The organism is Nocardioides sp. NPDC000445, assembly GCF_040300245.1.
In the GTDB taxonomy this organism is placed as follows: domain Bacteria; phylum Actinomycetota; class Actinomycetes; order Propionibacteriales; family Nocardioidaceae; genus Nocardioides.
Genome location: NZ_JBEPDH010000001.1, coordinates 317,147 through 333,589, shown reverse-complemented (window position 1 = coordinate 333,589; position 16,443 = coordinate 317,147). Strand labels below are relative to the sequence as shown.

At 72.2% G+C, this 16,443-nt stretch carries 16 protein-coding genes; 4 read left to right on the top strand and 12 right to left on the bottom strand.

The window, feature by feature from the left end:
- Nucleotides 1-18: 18 nt before the first annotated feature.
- The 11 genes from ABT304_RS01570 to ABT304_RS01520 all read right to left on the bottom strand — a co-directional run bounded on the left by ABT304_RS01570 (nucleotide 19) and on the right by ABT304_RS01520 (nucleotide 11,188).
- Complete coding sequence (locus ABT304_RS01570) at nucleotides 19-1,344, bottom strand: MFS transporter (protein ID WP_350713030.1); 1,326 nt, start codon at nucleotides 1,342-1,344, stop codon at nucleotides 19-21.
- A gap of 197 nt (nucleotides 1,345-1,541) precedes the next feature.
- A complete protein-coding gene (locus tag ABT304_RS01565) occupies nucleotides 1,542-1,994 on the bottom strand; it encodes a MaoC family dehydratase (RefSeq protein WP_350713029.1) in 453 nt (150 codons plus the stop codon).
- Nucleotides 1,994-3,217, bottom strand: coding sequence for an acetyl-CoA C-acetyltransferase (locus tag ABT304_RS01560; protein ID WP_350713028.1), 1,224 nt, complete (start codon nucleotides 3,215-3,217; stop codon nucleotides 1,994-1,996). The genes ABT304_RS01565 and ABT304_RS01560 overlap by 1 nt, the downstream gene beginning before the upstream one ends.
- Before the next feature lie 12 nt (nucleotides 3,218-3,229).
- Entirely contained in the window at nucleotides 3,230-4,114 is an 885-nt protein-coding gene (locus ABT304_RS01555; protein ID WP_350713027.1) for an FAS1-like dehydratase domain-containing protein, read from the bottom strand.
- Complete coding sequence (gene fabG / locus ABT304_RS01550; protein WP_350713026.1) at nucleotides 4,111-4,848, bottom strand: 3-oxoacyl-ACP reductase FabG; 738 nt, start codon at nucleotides 4,846-4,848, stop codon at nucleotides 4,111-4,113. Before fabG ends, ABT304_RS01555 begins: the two co-directional genes overlap by 4 nt.
- Before the next feature lies 1 nt (nucleotide 4,849).
- Nucleotides 4,850-6,010 carry an acyl-CoA dehydrogenase family protein gene (locus tag ABT304_RS01545; protein WP_350713025.1) on the bottom strand — a complete coding sequence of 387 codons (1,161 nt, stop codon included), beginning with the start codon at nucleotides 6,008-6,010 and terminating at the stop codon, nucleotides 4,850-4,852.
- Entirely contained in the window at nucleotides 6,007-6,840 is an 834-nt protein-coding gene (locus ABT304_RS01540) for an HpcH/HpaI aldolase/citrate lyase family protein (RefSeq protein ID WP_350713024.1), read from the bottom strand. Before ABT304_RS01540 ends, ABT304_RS01545 begins: the two co-directional genes overlap by 4 nt.
- A complete protein-coding gene (locus ABT304_RS01535) occupies nucleotides 6,837-8,099 on the bottom strand; it encodes a CoA transferase (protein WP_350713023.1) in 1,263 nt (420 codons plus the stop codon). Before ABT304_RS01535 ends, ABT304_RS01540 begins: the two co-directional genes overlap by 4 nt.
- Entirely contained in the window at nucleotides 8,086-9,465 is a 1,380-nt protein-coding gene (locus ABT304_RS01530) for an MFS transporter (RefSeq protein ID WP_350713022.1), read from the bottom strand. Before ABT304_RS01530 ends, ABT304_RS01535 begins: the two co-directional genes overlap by 14 nt.
- Nucleotides 9,462-10,247: a CoA-transferase subunit beta gene (locus tag ABT304_RS01525; protein WP_350713021.1), complete on the bottom strand. Its 786-nt coding sequence runs from the start codon at nucleotides 10,245-10,247 to the stop codon at nucleotides 9,462-9,464. The genes ABT304_RS01530 and ABT304_RS01525 overlap by 4 nt, the downstream gene beginning before the upstream one ends.
- Nucleotides 10,244-11,188, bottom strand: coding sequence for a CoA transferase subunit A (locus ABT304_RS01520; protein WP_350713020.1), 945 nt, complete (start codon nucleotides 11,186-11,188; stop codon nucleotides 10,244-10,246). Before ABT304_RS01520 ends, ABT304_RS01525 begins: the two co-directional genes overlap by 4 nt.
- Before the next feature lie 164 nt (nucleotides 11,189-11,352).
- On the opposite strand from ABT304_RS01520, the gene ABT304_RS01515 reads away from it, so the two are divergent.
- Nucleotides 11,353-12,267: an acyl-CoA thioesterase gene (locus ABT304_RS01515; protein WP_350713019.1), complete on the top strand. Its 915-nt coding sequence runs from the start codon at nucleotides 11,353-11,355 to the stop codon at nucleotides 12,265-12,267.
- Here ABT304_RS01515 and ABT304_RS01510 read toward each other — a convergent pair.
- Complete coding sequence (locus ABT304_RS01510) at nucleotides 12,239-13,150, bottom strand: LysR family transcriptional regulator (RefSeq protein WP_350713018.1); 912 nt, start codon at nucleotides 13,148-13,150, stop codon at nucleotides 12,239-12,241. The two genes, ABT304_RS01515 and ABT304_RS01510, sit on opposite strands and share 29 nt — an antisense overlap.
- 83 nt (nucleotides 13,151-13,233) lie before the next feature.
- Between ABT304_RS01510 and ABT304_RS01505 the strand changes: the two genes are divergently transcribed.
- The 3 genes from ABT304_RS01505 to ABT304_RS01495 are packed head-to-tail and all read left to right on the top strand — an operon-like array spanning nucleotide 13,234 to nucleotide 16,414.
- Nucleotides 13,234-14,454: a CaiB/BaiF CoA transferase family protein gene (locus ABT304_RS01505; protein ID WP_350713017.1), complete on the top strand. Its 1,221-nt coding sequence runs from the start codon at nucleotides 13,234-13,236 to the stop codon at nucleotides 14,452-14,454.
- Nucleotides 14,455-14,489: 35 nt separating this feature from the next.
- Nucleotides 14,490-15,638 carry an acyl-CoA dehydrogenase family protein gene (locus tag ABT304_RS01500; RefSeq protein ID WP_350713016.1) on the top strand — a complete coding sequence of 383 codons (1,149 nt, stop codon included), beginning with the start codon at nucleotides 14,490-14,492 and terminating at the stop codon, nucleotides 15,636-15,638.
- Nucleotides 15,635-16,414, top strand: coding sequence for an enoyl-CoA hydratase/isomerase family protein (locus ABT304_RS01495; protein ID WP_350713015.1), 780 nt, complete (start codon nucleotides 15,635-15,637; stop codon nucleotides 16,412-16,414). The genes ABT304_RS01500 and ABT304_RS01495 overlap by 4 nt, the downstream gene beginning before the upstream one ends.
- The last annotated feature ends 29 nt before the right edge of the window (nucleotides 16,415-16,443 follow it).

The following is a 16,443-nucleotide window of genomic DNA, read 5'->3' as shown; positions in this document are numbered from 1 at the left end:
GGGTCTCGGTCTGGCGGCTCAGCGAGCGACGGGAACGGTCGCCGTGTCGTCGGCGGTCTCCGTCTCGGCGGCGCCCCGGCCGAGCAGCGCACGGGAGCACACCAGGGAGATCACGGTGGTCACGACCCCGAAGGCGACAGGCACGACGATGCTGCCGGAGGTGTCGAGCAGCCACTGCAGGATCATCGGCGTGGTCCCGCACAGCGCACCGGAGAGGCCGTACGTCACCGAGATGCCGGTGTAGCGGACCCGGGCCGGGAAGGCCTGGGCGAGCATGCCCGCCATGACCGCGTAGAACATCACGTCGGGGATCGTGGCCATCACCGCGCCGATCATCGCGAGCGTCCAGTTCCCGGTGCTCATCAGCACGAACATCAGCGCGAGCGCCGGAATCTCGAGGGCGAGCAGGACGGTGACCAGGGTGCGCGGGTTCCAGCGGGTGGCGAGCACCGCGCCGAACGGCTGCACGAAGAACTGCACGACGCTGGCGATCAGGATGATGGTGAGGAAGGAGTCCTTCTCGAAGCCGAGGTACGTGGTGGCCCAGGAGAGCGCGAAGGTGTCACGGGCGTAGACGACCACGAAGACGCACAGGATGCCGAAGACGCCGAGGATCAGCTCACGGGAGTTGCTGCGGAACAGCTCGATCACCGGGACCCGGACGACCTCGTTGCGCTCGTGGAGGTCCTTCATCGCCGGGGACTCCTCGAGGCTGAGCCTGATCACGAGCCCGACCACGACCAGCGCGGCCGACGCCAGGAACGGCAGTCGCCAGGCCCATTCGAGGAGGGCGTCGTCGGGGAGCAGGCCGGTGACGGCGAGGAAGCTGAGGGTCGCCAGGATCCGGCCGGCGGGGGAGCCCTGCTGGGCGAAGGCACCGAACAGGAAGCCACGGTCGGGGCGGGTGTGCTCGGTCGCGATCAGCACCGCGCCGCCCCACTCGCCGCCCACGGCGAGGCCCTGCAGCAGCCGGAGCACGATCAGCAGCACCGGCGCGGCGGCACCGATGGACGCGTGCGTCGGCAGCAGGCCGACGCCGACCGTGGTGACACCCATCAGCAGCAGCGTCAGGATCAAGGAGCGCTTGCGGCCGATCCGGTCACCGAGGTGGCCGAAGACCACGCCGCCGAGCGGCCGGGTCAGGAAGCCCACGGCGAACGTCGCGAAGGAGAGCAGGGTCGCGACAGCGGGCTCGGCGTTGCTGAAGAACAGCGGCCCGAAGACCAGAGCGGACGCGGTGCCGTAGATGTAGAAGTCGTACCACTCGATGGTGGTGCCGACGAAGGCGGCTATGCCCGCCTTGCGGGCCATCCGTTCGTCGGTGACGCGCGTTGACTGGGTCATGGGGACTGCTCCTCCGGGGGTTGTGTGTCGTCACGCACCGGAATGCTGTGTGACCGCGTTCACACTAAGAACCCGCGCCATTGCACGTCCAACACCAAATCTAGATGGCATTGATATCACTCGTGAGCCCAATGACGCTCCGGGCATGCCAAGGCCGCCGACCTCCCGGCGGGAAGATCGGCGGCACTCATGAGGCGTCAGGGCAGGACCAGCGTGATGCTCTCCGCGACGCAGACCGGTCGCTCGGTGCCCTCTGCCTCGACGGTCCAGGCGACCAGCACCTGGGTCCCGGCCGGGACCGGTCGGACCTCCTTGATCCGCGGCGTGGCCCGGATCTTCGAGCCGACCTTGACGGGGGCGGGGAACCGCACCTTCTCGAGGCCGTAGTTGAGCCGAGCGGAGCCGGTATCGATCGTGTAGAGCTCGGCGGCGAAGGCCGGCAGCATCGACAGCGTGAGGTAGCCGTGCGCGATGGTGCCGCCGAAGGACGAGGTGGTGGCCCGCTCGACGTCGACGTGGATCCACTGCTGGTCGCCGCTGAGCTCGGCGAAGCGGTCCACGCGTTCCTGGGTGATCTGCACCCAGTCCGTGGTGCCGACCTCCTCGCCGACAGCGGCCTCGATGTCCTCGACCGAGGTGAACGTACGCATCAGACCACCCGCTCGAAGACGGCGGCGAGGCCCTGGCCGCCGCCGATGCACATGGTCTCGAGGCCGTAGCGGGCCTCGCGGCGGTGCAGCTCGCGGGCGAGCGTGCCGAGCATCCGTACGCCGGTGGCGCCGACCGGGTGGCCCAGCGAGATGCCGGAGCCGTGGACGTTGGTGCGCTCGAGGTCGTCGTCGGTGAACTTCCACTCGCGCATTACCGCCAGCGCCTGGGCGGCGAAGGCCTCGTTGAGCTCGATCACGTCGATGTCGGCCAGGGTCAGACCGGCCTTGGCGAGGGCCGCCTCCGTGGCGGGGACGGGGCCGATGCCCATCACGTCAGGACGTACGCCGGCGGCGGCCCAGGACACGAGCCGGACCAGCGGTCGCAGGCCGAGGCTCTCGGCGACGTCTGCAGTGGTGACCAGACACATGGCGGCCGCATCGTTCTGGCCGCTGGCGTTGCCGGCGGTGACGGTCGCGTCCGGGTCGGAGGAGCCGAGGATCGGCCGCAGCCTCGCGAGCGACTCCATCGTGGTGTCGGCGCGGGGGTGCTCGTCGGTGTCGACGACGACATCGCCCTTCCGTGAGGGCACGGTGACCGGCACGATCTCCTCGGCGAAGACGCCGCTCTGCTGGGCGGTGACGGCGCGCTGGTGGGAGCTGACGGCGAGCCGGTCCTGCTCCTCGCGGCCGATGGCGTACCCCCGGCGCAGGTTCTCGGCGGTCTCGAGCATGCCGCCGGGCACGGGGTGGAACCGGCCGCCCGGGGTCTGGCGGCCACGGGTGAGGCCGTCGTGGATCTGCACGCCGGTGCGCGCCCCGCCCCAGCGCATGTCGAGGGAGTAGAAGGCGACGTTGCTCATCGACTCGGCGCCACCGGCGACCACGATCTCGCTGGCGCCGGAGGCCACCTGCATCACCGCGTTGGCGACGGCCTGCAGCCCGGAGCCGCAGCGGCGGTCGACCTGTTGGCCGCCTACGGTGACCGGGAGCCCGGCGTCGAGTCCGACGACCCGGCCGATCGCCGGTGCCTCGGCGTTGGGGTAGCAGTGGCCGAGGATGACGTCATCGATCCGCTCCGGGTCGATGCCGGTGCGGGCGAGCAGGCCCTGCAGCGCGGTGACGCCGAGGTCGACCGGGCTCAGGTCCTTGAAGACGCCGCCGTAGCGGCCGATCGGGGTGCGGACGGGTTCGCAGATGACCACGTCGCGAGAAGTGTGACTCATGGTTGGGGCCTTTCAGAGGGTTGCGGTCGCCAGCTCGGCCGTCAGGCCGGCTAGCACGGTGTCGTCGGGGCGCCGCAGCGCGACCTCGACAGAGTCGGGCGCGGTGTCGGGGTCGGGGCGGTCGACCCGGACCCGGGCGGGGTCGCCGCAGAAGAGGGGAGCGGTGTTGCGGTGCTTCAGACGGCGTACGACTCGGTCGGGGTGGGCGAGCCGAAGGGCCTCGGCGAGCACCAGGGTCGACAGCGGGCCGTGCACGACCAGTCCGGGATATCCCTCGACCCGGGTGGCGTAGGGCCAGTCGTAGTGGATCCGGTGCGGGTTGGCTGTCGCCGCGCTGAACCGCATGAGCAGGGTCGGGTCGGTGACGAACCGCCAGCCGCCGTCCTCGGCCACCAGCGGCGGTCCGGCCGGGGAGAACGTCGAGGCGGGCCCGGGGTCCGGGAACGACGTCGGCGCCGGCGCGGCCTCGCGGTAGATCAGGTCCTGCCGCTCCTCCACGAGCAGGTCGTCGCGCTCGCCGTCGACCAGGTGGGTGAGCACCTTGACGATCGCCAACCGGCCGCTGCGGCCGTCCTTCTCCTCGACGGAGACGACCTCGGACTCACGGACGACCTCGGTGCCGACGCGGAGGTCGCCGTGGAACGTCACCTCGCCGCCGGCGAACATCCGCCGGGGCAGGTCGATCGGCGGCAGGAAGTCACCGCGGCGCGGATGGCCGTCGACGCCGATCACCGACGACGCCGGCCACCGCGGGAGCGCGACCCAGTGCCACAGCGGCGGGAGTACGTCCCCGGCGGCCGGCACCCGAGCACCGCTGTCGAGGAGCGCGCCGAGGGCGGCGGCCGGACCCGCGTCGAGGGTCTCGGTCGACCTCACCCGGTGCGGCCGCCAGCTCACATGTACCTTCCGCCGGTCACCTCGGCGACCGTGCCGGTCATGTAGGAGGAGAGCGAGGAGGCGAAGAAGAGCGCTACGTTCGCGATCTCGGCCGGCTCACCGGCGCGACCCATCGGGATCTCGGCCATCTTCTCGTCCCAGATCCGCTGCGGCATCGCCTCGGTCATCGCCGAGCGGATCAGCCCCGGCTGGATCGCGTTGACCCGGACCCCGTGGTGGGCCATCTCCTTGGCCGCGGCCTTGGTCAACCCGACGATGCCGGCCTTCGCGGCCGAGTAGTTGGTCTGCCCGACCATGCCGACCTTGCCGGAGATCGAGGAGATGTTCACGATCGCGCCGGACTTCTGCTCGCGCATCCGGGCGGCGGCGAGCCGGGTGCCGTGCCAGCAGCCCTTGAGGTGAACGGCGATGACCTGGTCGAACTGGTCCTCGGTCATCTTCCGCATCGTCGCGTCGCGGGTGATGCCGGCGTTGTTGACGACGATGTCGAGCGAGCCGTACGTCGAGACCGCGGTCTCCAGCGCACGCTCCACGTCCTCGCCGTTCACCACGTCGCAGGCCACGCCGGTGGCCACGTCCGGGCCCAGCTCCTTGGCCGCAGCCTCGGCGGCGGCGCCGTCGAGATCGGCGAGCACCACCCGTGCCCCCTCCGCCACGAAGCGCTCGGCGATGGCCAGCCCGATGCCCTGCGCACCTCCGGTGATCACCGCGGTCTTGCTGTCGAGAAGTGCCATGTCAGTTCTTTCCCTTCTGGTCGCGCGCCACCAGCTGGGCGGCGATCACGTTGCGCTGGATCTCGTTGGTGCCCTCGCCGACGATCATCAGCGGGGCGTCGCGGAAGTAGCGCTCCACGTCGTACTCCTTGGCGTAGCCGTAGCCGCCGTGCACCCGCACCGCGTCGAGGGCGACCTGCATGGCCGCCTCCGAGGCGAAGAGCTTGGCCATCCCGGCCTCCATGTCGGCGCGGTCGCCGGCGTCGAGCCGCTCGGCCGCGTCGAGGGTCATCAGCCGGGCGGCACGCATCTTGGTGCCCATCTCGGCGAGCAGGTTGCCGACCGACTGGTGCTTCCAGATCGGCTTGCCGAAGCTCTCCCGGGTCTGGGCGTAGGAGAGCGCGTCGTCGAGCGCGGCCTGGCCGACGCCGACGGCGCGGGCCGCCACCTGGATCCGGCCGACCTCGAGGCCGCGCATCATGTGGCCCCAGCCTCGGTCGGGGGCGCCGCCCAGGACCGAGGTCGCCGGGACGCGCATCTTGTCGAAGGTGAGCTCGCAGGCCTCGACGCCGCGGTAGCCGAGCTTGGGGATCTTGCCCGAGACGGTCAGCCCGTCGCCGGGCTCGACCAGCACCACGCTCATGCCCTGGTGTGCGGGCGAGGCGGAGCGGTCGGTGACGCAGAGCAGCCCGATCAGGCCGGCGTGCTGGGCGTTGGAGATCCAGGTCTTCGAGCCGGTGATGACCAGTTCGTCGCCGTCGGCGTCGGCGAAGGTACGCATCCCCTGCAGGTCGCTGCCGCCGGACGGCTCCGTGAGCGCCATCGTGGCGCGCAGGCTGCCGTCGGCCATCCTCGGCAGGTGGTCCTGCTGTTGCTGCGGGGTCCCGAAATGGCGGACCAGGTAGCTGATCACCGAGTGTCCGCCGATCGCGCCGGCCAGGCTCATCCAGCCGCGGGCGAGCTCCTCGGTGACCCGTGCGAAGCAGGCCGTGCTCACGTCGACGCCGCCGTGCTCGGCGGGCACCAGGAGGCCGAAGAAGCCGAGCTTCTTCATCTCCTCGATGAGCTCCTCGGGATAGATGTCGTCCGCCTCGAACTCGCGGACCCGGGGGCGTACGCGCTCGTCGACGAAGTCGGCGACGAGCCGGACCATGTCCTGCTCGTCGGGGGTCAGGCTGCTCATCTGGCTGCTCCTGGGGTGGGTCGGTTGAGGGAGACGATGCGGCGGGCGCGGGCGACGACGGGGGCGTCGACCATCCGGCCGTCGACGAGGGCGACGCCGTCCTCGGTCGCGGCGGCCAGGACGCGCTCGGCCCAGGCGACCTCGTCGGGGCTGGGCGCCAGGGCCGCGGCGGTGGGGGCCACCTGGCCGGGGTGGATGCAGAGCTTGCCGGCGAACCCGAGGGCCGCGGCCGTGGTGACGTCGGCGGTCAGCCGCTCGTGATCGCGTACGTCGCCGGTGACGCCATCGATCGGCCCGGCCAGGCCGCCGACGGCCGAGGCGAGCACCAGGGCGCCCCGCGCGGGCGCGAGGGCGGGTGCGTGGTCGGGATCGACGCCGAGCTCGGCGGCCAGGTCGTAGCTGCCGAAGGCCAGACGTACGACTCCGGGGGAGCGGGCCAGGTCGATGGCTCGCGCGACGCCGAGCGCGGTCTCGACCAGCGCCACGACGGCGGAGCCGTCGGGGAGCGCGGCCAGGACGGCCGCCACGGTCTCGGGGCCGTCGGCCTTCGGCAGCACCACGGTCGTCGGACTGTCGAGGGCTGCCAGCGCGGCGATGTCGGCGTCGTGCCAGGCGGAACCGGCGGCGTTGACCCGGACGGCGACGGTGACCTCGGCCCGGGGGAGCCAGTCGATGACGTGGTCGCGGGCCGCGTCCTTGGACGCCGGGGCGACCGCGTCCTCGAGGTCGAGGACGACCACATCGGGGCCGGCGGCAGCGGCCTTGGCGAACCGCTCCGGACGGTCCCCGGGGACGAACAGCCAGGTGCGCGCGGTCTCTGCGGAGCTCATCGGGCCACCACTTCCCGGGTGCCGATGACGCCGCGGCTGACGAGGTCGTCGAGCCGTTCGGTGGCCAGGCCGAGGGCGTCGGCGAGCACCCCACCGGTGTCCTGCCCGACGGTGGGCGCGGGCCGGGGCGCACTCCGGCGCCCGTCGATGGTGACCGGCGCGCCGGGGGCGAGCAGCTCGCCGACGCCGGGTTGGGTGATCGCCGAGAACAGCGGGTGCTCGCGCAGCAGCCGGGCGTCGTCGGCGGCGAGGTCGCGGAAGCTGCGGTAGGGCGACCACAGGATCCGGGTCGTCGCCAGCGCCCTCGTCACGTACGCCGTCTCGTGCTGCTCGAACCAGGCGGCGATCAGGCCGCCGAGCACGGTGCGGTGCCGGAACCGCGCGCCCTCGTCGGAGAAGTCGGCATCGAGTGCGCGGGCCAGCGCGGCCACCGCCTCGGCGAGGCCGGTGATGCCCAGCAGGTCCGACCACTGCCGCGGGGTGAGGGCCACCAGCATGAAGCGGTCGCCGTCCGCGGTGGTGAAGTCGCGGCCGAAGGTGCCGTAGACGTGGTTGCCGATCGAGCCCCGTTCGCCCCCCGGCCGCAGCTGCGCCTCGGCGAGATAGCCGAGGTTTCCGGCAGCCGCGAGGGCGACGTCCTCCAGCGCGACCCGCACCTCGGCGCCCTCGCCGGTGACCGCGCGCCGGCGCTCGGCGGCGAGCAGACCGGTCGCGAGGTGGAGACCGGCCGCGAGGTCCCAGGCCGGGACCACGCCGTTCACCGGCGCCGCATGCTCCTCCGGGCCGGTCACCAGCGGGAACCCGGTGCCGGCCTGCACGGTGTAGTCGACGGCGGTCCCGCCGTCGTGGCGCCCGGTGAGGAGAACGTGGATGACGTCGTCGCGGCGGGCGCGCAGCGCGGCGTACCCGAGCTCGGTCCAGCGCTCGGTGTTGGTGACCACGATGCCGCCCGACGGGCCGCCCGAGACGACCAGGTCCGCGACCAGCGCCCGCCCCTCCGGGTGGGTGCAGTCGACGGCGATGGCCTTCTTGCCGGGGTTGAGCCCGTTCCAGTAGAGGCTGGCGCCGTCGTCGGTGAGCGGCCAACGGGTTCGGTCCGGCGCACCTTCGAGCGGTTCGACGCGGATCACCTCCGCGCCGAGCTGCGCCAGAGTGGTGCCGCACAGCGGCGTGGCGACGAAGCTGGACACCTCGACCACCCGCAGCCCGGCGAGCGGAGCCGTCGGAGCGGGCTCGGGAACGGGGTCAGCGATGGTCATGGAACACCCTTTCTGCGGCGGGCTCGGTGGACGGGGCCGTCGGACCGGCCATCGCCCAGGTCAGGGCGACAGCGGCGACCGGGACGCCGTAGACGAGGGAGAGGTTTCCGGTCGGGTAGGCGATCGCAACCCAGGAGTAGCCGACGGCGAGGCCGGTGAAGCGGAGCATGTTGTGGAGCCCGAGCGCGACACCGTCGGCGGCGGCCGGCGAGGTCATCAGACCGAGCGCGGAGGTCGCCTGGACGACGCCGATGGCCGCGCCGGTCAGCGCGAGCGCGGCCACGGTGAGCGCGACGACCGTGTCGTGCCCGGAGCCGGTCGCGGCCAGGGGCAGGGCGAGCAGGCCGAGGGCGAGGAGCACGAGCCCGCCGCGCAGGGTGCGCCGGGCGGTGAACCGTTCGGTGACCCGGGAGGAGAGCGGCGCGGCGAGCGTCATCGCCAGAGCCAGCGCGAGCATGGTGATGCCGATGTGTCCCGGGCCCAGGCCCAGGTCGCGGCCCAGGTGCAGGGGAGTGGCGACGATCGCCACCCCGAGGCAGCCCATCACGGTGCCGGCGGCCATCGTGCTCGCCACGAACCTCCGCTCGGTGAGGAGGCCGGGCGGGACGAAGGGTCCGGCGCTGGTGCGCCCGAGCTGGGTGTGCAGGACCAGGGCGAGCACACCCACGGCTGCCATGCCCGCGGCCACCGCGATCTCGCCGTGCTGCCCGAGCCAGCTGACGGCGCCGACGAGCGCTCCGATCCCGACCAGGAGGGTGGCCATTCCGCTGACGTGGAGCGGAGCGTACGACGCGGGCACGTCGGGCACCACGGTCAGGCACAGCACCAGCAGCACGGCGCTGAGCGAGGCGTGGGTGAGGAACACCCAGCGCCAGCCGAGGGTGTCGGCGACCAGCCCGCCGAGGGGCGGCCCGAGCGCCTGGCCGACGCCGATCGCGGCCGCCCAGGCGGCCATCACCCGGGCCCGGTTGCCGGCCCAGTGCCGGCCGAGCACCTGCTGGATCGCGGGCGGCACCGCCGAGCAGGCAACGCCCTGCAGGGCGCGCATCACGACCAGGAACCCGAGCCCCTGGCTGAACGCCGCGCCCGCCTGTGCGGCCACCATCAGCAGCAGCGACCCGGCGAGCACCCGCCGGGAGCCGAACCGCTGGCACATCCAGCCCGAGACCGGGGCGAAGACGACCATCGCCAGGGTGAAGGCGCTGACTGCGAAGACGATCCCCCGCGGCGAGGCCCCGATCGCGTGGGCGATCACGTTGATCGGCGCGCTGATGATGGTGCTCGACAGGGTGCCGAGCGTGGAGCACGCGAGCAGAGCGACGTACGCCGACCGGCGCGGCTCGTACGTGAGGGTGGACGCGCTCATCGGAGGTAGAGCCGCACCGTGTCGATCTCGTCGCGGAGCAGCCGGACCTCCTCGACGGTCGGCCGTGCGGTCTCGCGTACGTCATCGGCGACGGCGATGTCCCACCCGGTGGCGGCGCGGACGTCGTCGATGGTGAGGCCGGGGTGGACCTCGCTGATCTCGAGCTCGCCGAGCTTGTCGGGGCGGCGCAGCACGGCCATCGGGGTGATCACGGTCGAGACTCCGTGGCCGCGAGGCACCATCCGGGGGTCCTCCTCGTAGGCGCGCACCGGGCTCGGCGAGGTGCAGAAGTCGAGCTGCGCCGGAAGGGCGCCGGGGTCGTGGCGGCGCAGCACGACGATGCACTCGCCGGCGTTCGGCATGATCTCCGCGGCGCCGCCGGCACCGGGGAGCCGGACGGTGGGCTTGTCCCAGTCGCCGATGAAGCTGGTGTTGAGGCTGCCCCAGCGGTCGACCTGGGCGGCACCGAGGAAGCCGACGTCGACGTGGCCGCGCTGCAGCACGTAGCCGAAGAGTGCGGGCATGCTCAGCACCGCCGCGGCGCCGGAGACCAGCACCGAGTCGGCGATGCCCTCCGCCAGGCCCTCCGGCTGGGCGCCGCAGATGCCCGACTCGTAGACCAGCTCGACGTCGGGGTTCACGGTGCGGCGGGCCAGGTCGACGGCGAGGGTCGGCAGCCCGACGCCCGCGAAGACCCGGTGCTTGCCGACGAGCTGGCGGGCGGCGACCGCGGCGAGGAACTCGGTGCTGGCCGGAGCCACGTCCGAGAGCGGCGCACTCATGAGACCTCCTGGGCGGCCACCCGGCGGCGGCCGAAGTCGACGGGCTGCGCGGGGCGAGGAGCGACGCCGAGTCCGCCCCAGCGCTCGGCTCCGAGCTTGGCGAGATAGGCCTCCCGGTCGGGAACGCCGTGCACCCACTCCTCGAGCCAGCCGAGCACCGCCTCACGATCGCGGCTGATCGGCGTCCACTCCCGGTAGAAGGCGTTGTCGCGGTCGTAGTGGCCCTGGGTGTAGGACGGATGGGCGCCGCCGCGGCACTCCACCACGGTGGTGACCGCATGGGACGGCAGTACGGTGCGGTTCGGGTCGGAGCGGACCACGTCCTCGGAGACGATCTCCTCGACGGTCACGATCACGGTCTCGGCCGCGTACGCCGCCTCCTGCTGGGCCCCGACGATGCCCCACATCTGCACGTTGCCGGAGCGGTCGGCGCGCTGGGCGTGGACGATCGTCACGTCCGGGCGCAGCGGCGGCACGACGTAGATGTCGGGTCCGCCGTAGGGATCGGTGACCTTGCGGATCAGCGGGTTCAGCTTCGGGAGGTCACTGCCGGCGTACGAGCGGAGCGGGAAGAACGGCAGCCCGGCGGCGCCGGCCTGGTAGCGGCACACCATGCCGTAGTGGCTGTACTCCTCGACCTCGAGCGGCCTCGGGTCGGCGCTCTCGACGCGGCGCCGGACCTCGTGCAGGGAGCCCGCCGAGCCGCTGGCGAAGAACGAGGCCACGAGCTTGGAGACGCAGCCGGCGGCGATCATCTGGTCGGCCAGCAGGTCGGGGGTCATCCGGCAGAACGTCAGGTCCCGACGGCCCTGGCGGATGATCTCGTGGCCCGCGGCGAACGGGATCAGGTGGCCGAAGCCCTCGAGTGCGACCGTCATGCCGTCCCGTACGTGGGCGGCCACCGCCGAGCTGAGATCGGTGACCTTGTCGGGCGCGGCCATGGGTGCTCCTCGAGGGCGGACGGGGATGGGTCAGTGGCCCCAGCCTGCCGCCAGCCGCATGCCGAACTCCAATACTTCTTCCGCTGCTCACTGTTGACAGATGCGTATGAATAGTTCGAGACAGATATCGAAAGTGATGACAAAACGACGGCACAATGAGCCGGGTGGAACCTGCCTCTCCTGCTGCTGACACCCGTGCTGCCGTGACCCTCGACGAGCTGCTCGAGCTGCTCGACCTGACCTGCGCCGACGACCCGTCGGCCCGGGTCAGCCACTGGGTGGGGAAGCCGCAGGAGCACCCCGCCGACCGCATCTTCGGTGGCCTCCTCCTCGCCCAGGCGCTGGTCGCGGCCGGCCGCGTCGTCCAGGCCGACCAGCGGGTCGTCAGCCTGCAGGCCGACTTCGTCGGCGGGGTGCCCACGGACCGGCCGCTGCACTGGGAGGTCACGGTCGTCTCCGACGCGCCGTCGCTGGCGACCCGCCGCAGCCGGCTGCTCGACGAGGCGGGCGAGGAGCTCTTCGGCGCGGTGAGCCGATGGGCGACCGTACGTGCCGACCTGCCGTCCTACAGTGCCGCCCGGCCGTGGCCGGCCCCCGAGCCGGAGACGCTGCCGGATCTGGCCGACCGGTTCGGCTCGGACGAGCGGATCCCGCCGTGGTGGCGCCTGGAGCGTCCGGTCCACTTCCGGCACGCGGTGGCACCGCCGTACGTCGCTGCCGCCGAACCCGGCGATCGGCAGACCACCTTCCTCCGCTCGACCGGTCCGCTGCCCGACGACCCGGTCGTGCAGGCCGCGATGGTCGCCTATGTCACCGATATGAGCGTGCTCGAGCCGTCGTTCCTGGCGCTCGGATCAGCACGGCACGTGCCCGGCGCCAGGATCCTCAGCCTGACGCACGCGCTGACCTTCCATGCCGCGTCAGACCTGACCGACTGGCACCAGTTCGACTGCCGGGTGGCGTCGATCGCGCACGGACGAGCCCATGGCGTCGGTGACCTGTTCGACGTCACCGGGCGCCACGTGGCGACCGCATCGCAGGTGGGACTGGTCAAGACTCCGGCGGCAGTTCGGGAGTAGGCAGCGCCTCCTCCGAGGCGCGCAGCACCGCGTGCAGCGCGGGGCTCCGGTCGTCCTGCCGCCAGGCGAGCTGCTGGAACGTGGGGCGGTCGCACTCGATGATCCGGACCACCTCGATGCCGGTCTGCACGACGTTGGCGATCGCGGTGTCGAGCGTGAACGTGATGCCGACACCGGCCGCCACCAGCGCGACCGCGGTCCAGCTGTCCGGCGCGGTCTGCACGATGTTCGGCACGAAACCGGTCTGGGAGGCGGTCTCGATGAAGGCGTCGCGCACGCTGGAGCCCGGGTCGGCGGGCAGCGCGACGAACGGCTCGTCTCGGCACTCCGCCATGCTGACCTCCCCGCGGCCGGCGAGCCGGTGGCCGGCGGGAACGGCGAGCACGTAGTGCTCGACCGCGATCACGCGGTGTGCCAGACCCTGCGGCTCGATCCGCCACCGGGCGATGGCCAGGTCGAGCTCGCCGTCCTGCAGCGAGCGCAGCGCCTCGTAGTTGTACGTCGTGCTCTGCAGCATCAACTCGATCCCCGGATGCTGCTCGCGGACGATGCGACCGAGCTGGCCCACGAGCACGTGGGAGGAAGGGCCGGCGAAGCCGATCCGGACCCGGCCGGTCTCACCGCGGCCCGCCGAGCGGACCGCCCGGCGCGCGGTGCGCATGCCCTCGAGCACCTCCTGCGCGGGCCGCACCAGCGCCTCCCCAGCTGAGGTCAGCCGCACGCTCCGCGTGGTGCGGTCGAAGAGCTGGGCGCCGAGGTCGCGCTCGAGCTGCTTGATGGTGCGGCTCAGCGGCGGCTGGGCGATGTGCAGCCGTTCGGCCGCCCGGCCGAAGTGGAGCTCCTCGGCGACGGCCAGGAAGGCCTCGAGATGGTGCAGGTCCATAGGGACAACCCTTGCATCAGTAGGAACAATCCTCCAAGGATTAGGTATTGGACGAGCATAAGAAGTCGCGGGATGCTTGCTGCATGACCACCGACCTGCTGCCGCTGGAGGGCACCACCGTGGTCGCCCTCGAGCAGGCCGTCGCGGCCCCGCTCGCCACCCGTCACCTCGCGGACCTCGGTGCCCGCGTGATCAAGCTCGAGCGGGTGGGCGAGGGTGACTTCGCCCGCAACTACGACCATGCGGTGCACGGCCTCGCCTCGCACTTCGTCTGGCTCAACCGGGGCAAGGAGTCGGTGGCGCTCGACCTCAAGTCGCCCGACGGCGCCGAGCTCGCGCGCCGGCTGGTCGCCCGCGCCGACGTGTTCCTGCAGAACGCCGCGCCGGGAGCGGCCGAGCGGCTCGGGCTCGGCGCCGACGAGCTGGCGGAACGGCACCCGCAGCTCGTCGTCGCAGGCATCTCCGGCTACGGCACCGGCGGCCCGCTGCGCGACCGCAAGGCGTACGACATGCTGATCCAGGCCGAGTCCGGGCTGATCTCCGTCACCGGCACCCCGGAGACGGCGACCAAGACCGGCGTCCCCAGCTCCGACATCGCCGCCGGCCTCTACACGAGCCAGGCGATCGTCGCGGCCCTGTTCCGCCGAGAGCGCACCGGCAAGGGCGGCATCGTCGACGTGTCGATGTTCGACGCGACCGTCGAGTGGCTCGGGCACCCGATGTACATGCAGATGTACGGCGGCCGCCAGGTGCCGCGGATGGGGCTCAGCCACGCCTCGATCGCACCGTACGACGCCTATCCGACGGCCGACGGGGAGATCCTGATCGGCGTCCAGAACGACCGTGGCTGGCGCGCGCTGGTCACCGACGTCTTCGACCGGCCCGATCTCGCCGACCACCCCCGGCTGGCCACCAACCCGCTGCGGGTCGCCCACCGTGAGGAGTGCGATGCGGTCGTCGCCGAGCACACCCGCCGCTTCGCCACCGCCGACCTCGACGCCCGGCTCGCCGCCGCCGGCGTTCCGGCCGCCCAGATCAACGACATGTCCGGCCTGGTCGAGCACCCGCAGCTCGCCGGTCGCGACCGGTGGCGCGAGGTCGCCACTCCTGCCGGGCCGGTCCGCGGCGTACTGCCGCCGATGACGTTCCGCGACGTCGAGCTGCCGATGGGCGCGATCCCCGAGCTCGGTGCCCACACCGATGCCGTGCTCGCCGAGCTCGGTCTCGACGCAGTGACGATCGACCGGCTGGCCGCCCGCGGCGTGGTCGGCCGGCACACCGACGTACCCGTTCCCACGCCATGATCCCCTCGATCCGTCCGCACGAAGGAGCAGCACCCATGGAGCCCGACGAGTTCACGTCGATCCTCGACGCCGTCCGCGCGTTCGTCCGCAAGGAGGTCGTCACGGCCGAGGACGAGATCGAGGAGACCGACCAGATCCCCGACCGGCTCCGGCAGCAGGCCGCGGCCATGGGGCTGTTCGGCTATGCCATCCCGGAGGCGTACGGCGGTCTCGGGTTCACCATGTCCGAGGAGGTCCGGCTGGCGATGGAGCTCGGCTGGACCACGCCGTCGTTCCGCTCGATGTTCGGCACCAACAACGGCATCGCCGGCCAGGTGCTGGTCAACTGCGGCACCGAGCGGCAGAAGCAGCAGTACCTGCCCGGGCTGGCGAGCGGCGAGCTGGTGGCCTCGTTCGCGCTCACCGAGCCGGAGGCCGGCTCCGACCCGAGCGGCCTGCGCACGCGCGCGGTCCGCGAGGGCGACGCGTACGTCATCAACGGGCAGAAGCGCTTCATCACCAACGCGATCTGGGCCGACCTGCTGATGGTGTTCGCCCGCACCGGAGACCTCGACGAGGGCGCGAAGAACATATCGGTGTTCGTGGTGCCGACCGACACCCCCGGGGTCACCATCGGTCCGAAGGACCACAAGATGGGCCAGCGCGGCACGGTGACGTCGGAGATCTTCCTCGACGGCGTCCGGGTGCCCGCCGAGAACCTGGTCGGCGAGGTCGAGGGCGAGGGCTTCTCCGCGGCGATGCGATCGCTGGCCAAGGGCCGGCTGCACATCGCCGCCCTGACGGTGGGTCTGGCGGACCGGTTGATCGAGGAGAGCCTGCGCCACGCCACGACCAACAGCCAGGGTGGCCAGAAGCTGGCCGAGTTCCAGCTGATCCAGGCGATGCTCGCCGAGAGCCGGACCGAGGCGTACGCCGGTCGCGCGATGGTGCTCGAGGCCGCCCGCAGCTGGGATGACGGCAGCGACCGGCGTACGGCGCCGTCGCTGTGCAAGCTGTTCTGCACCGAGGCGGTCGACCGGATCGCCGACCGCGCGGTCCAGATCCATGGCGGCCTCGGTTACATGCGCGACGTGCCGGTCGAGCGGTTCTACCGCGACGCGCGACTGTTCCGGCTCTACGAGGGCACCAGCGAGATCCAGAAGCTGATCATCGCCAAGCAGATGGTCAAGGAGTTCCAGGGGTGAGCGCGGCGCCGCGGACCGGGGCGGTCCGCGTCGAGGACCGCGGCCACGTCCGGATCCTCACTCTCGACCGTCCCGAACGTCGCAACGCGCTCGACCTCGGCGACCGGCTGGATCTGCTCACCGCGCTCCGGGCCGCCGACCAGGAGGCGCGCGCCGTCGTCCTGACCGGCGCGGGCTCGGTGTTCTCCGCGGGTGGCGACATCCGGTCGATGTCGCAGGACCGCGACGTCGCCCGGCAGCGGCTCGAGGTCGTCAACGCCGTCGTACGTCAGCTGGTCACCGGCGACCGGCCGGTCATCGCCGCGGTCGAGGGCGGCGCCTACGGGCTCGGCCTCGCGCTGGCAGCCGCCTGCGACCTGGTGGTCGCCGGCCGCTCGGCCACCTTCTCCACGTCCTTCGGGAAGATCGGGCTCGGCCCCGACACCGGGCTCGCCTACACGCTCCCGCGGCGCGTCGGGCAGGGGAGAGCGCGCGAGCTGCTCCTGACCGTACGCACCTTCGACGCGGCCGAGGCCGAGCGGATCGGAGCGGTGGAGACCGTCGTCGACGACGGCACCGCCCTCGACCATGCGGTCGAGCTGGCCTCGCGGCTGTCCGAGCTCTCGGGGCCCATGGTCGCCGGCACCCGGCGCATCCTCACCCAGCCCGACCAGAGCCTCGACGGCGTACTCGAGGCCGAGGCCGACCTCCAGGTCGAGCTGCTCACCGGCAGGCAGTTCGCCGAGGGCCGGGCCGCATTCCTCGAGCGCCGGAGGCCGGACTTCATCACTGCGTGAGGCCGGACGGCGTGCCGGTTGTACGTCCG

What these genes read in the sequence shown, in the direction of transcription:
- ABT304_RS01570 (WP_350713030.1), bottom strand. Translation starts at nt 1,344, where the DNA reads ATGACCCAGTCAACGCGCGTCACCGACGAACGGATGGCCCGCAAGGCG.
- ABT304_RS01565 (WP_350713029.1), bottom strand. Translation starts at nt 1,994, where the DNA reads ATGCGTACGTTCACCTCGGTCGAGGACATCGAGGCCGCTGTCGGCGAG.
- ABT304_RS01560 (WP_350713028.1), bottom strand. Translation starts at nt 3,217, where the DNA reads ATGAGTCACACTTCTCGCGACGTGGTCATCTGCGAACCCGTCCGCACC.
- fabG (WP_350713026.1), bottom strand. Translation starts at nt 4,848, where the DNA reads ATGGCACTTCTCGACAGCAAGACCGCGGTGATCACCGGAGGTGCGCAG.
- ABT304_RS01545 (WP_350713025.1), bottom strand. Translation starts at nt 6,010, where the DNA reads ATGAGCAGCCTGACCCCCGACGAGCAGGACATGGTCCGGCTCGTCGCC.
- ABT304_RS01540 (WP_350713024.1), bottom strand. Translation starts at nt 6,840, where the DNA reads ATGAGCTCCGCAGAGACCGCGCGCACCTGGCTGTTCGTCCCCGGGGAC.
- ABT304_RS01535 (WP_350713023.1), bottom strand. Translation starts at nt 8,099, where the DNA reads ATGACCATCGCTGACCCCGTTCCCGAGCCCGCTCCGACGGCTCCGCTC.
- ABT304_RS01530 (WP_350713022.1), bottom strand. Translation starts at nt 9,465, where the DNA reads ATGAGCGCGTCCACCCTCACGTACGAGCCGCGCCGGTCGGCGTACGTC.
- ABT304_RS01525 (WP_350713021.1), bottom strand. Translation starts at nt 10,247, where the DNA reads ATGAGTGCGCCGCTCTCGGACGTGGCTCCGGCCAGCACCGAGTTCCTC.
- ABT304_RS01520 (WP_350713020.1), bottom strand. Translation starts at nt 11,188, where the DNA reads ATGGCCGCGCCCGACAAGGTCACCGATCTCAGCTCGGCGGTGGCCGCC.
- ABT304_RS01510 (WP_350713018.1), bottom strand. Translation starts at nt 13,150, where the DNA reads ATGGACCTGCACCATCTCGAGGCCTTCCTGGCCGTCGCCGAGGAGCTC.
- ABT304_RS01505 (WP_350713017.1), top strand. Translation starts at nt 13,234, where the DNA reads ATGACCACCGACCTGCTGCCGCTGGAGGGCACCACCGTGGTCGCCCTC.
- ABT304_RS01500 (WP_350713016.1), top strand. Translation starts at nt 14,490, where the DNA reads ATGGAGCCCGACGAGTTCACGTCGATCCTCGACGCCGTCCGCGCGTTC.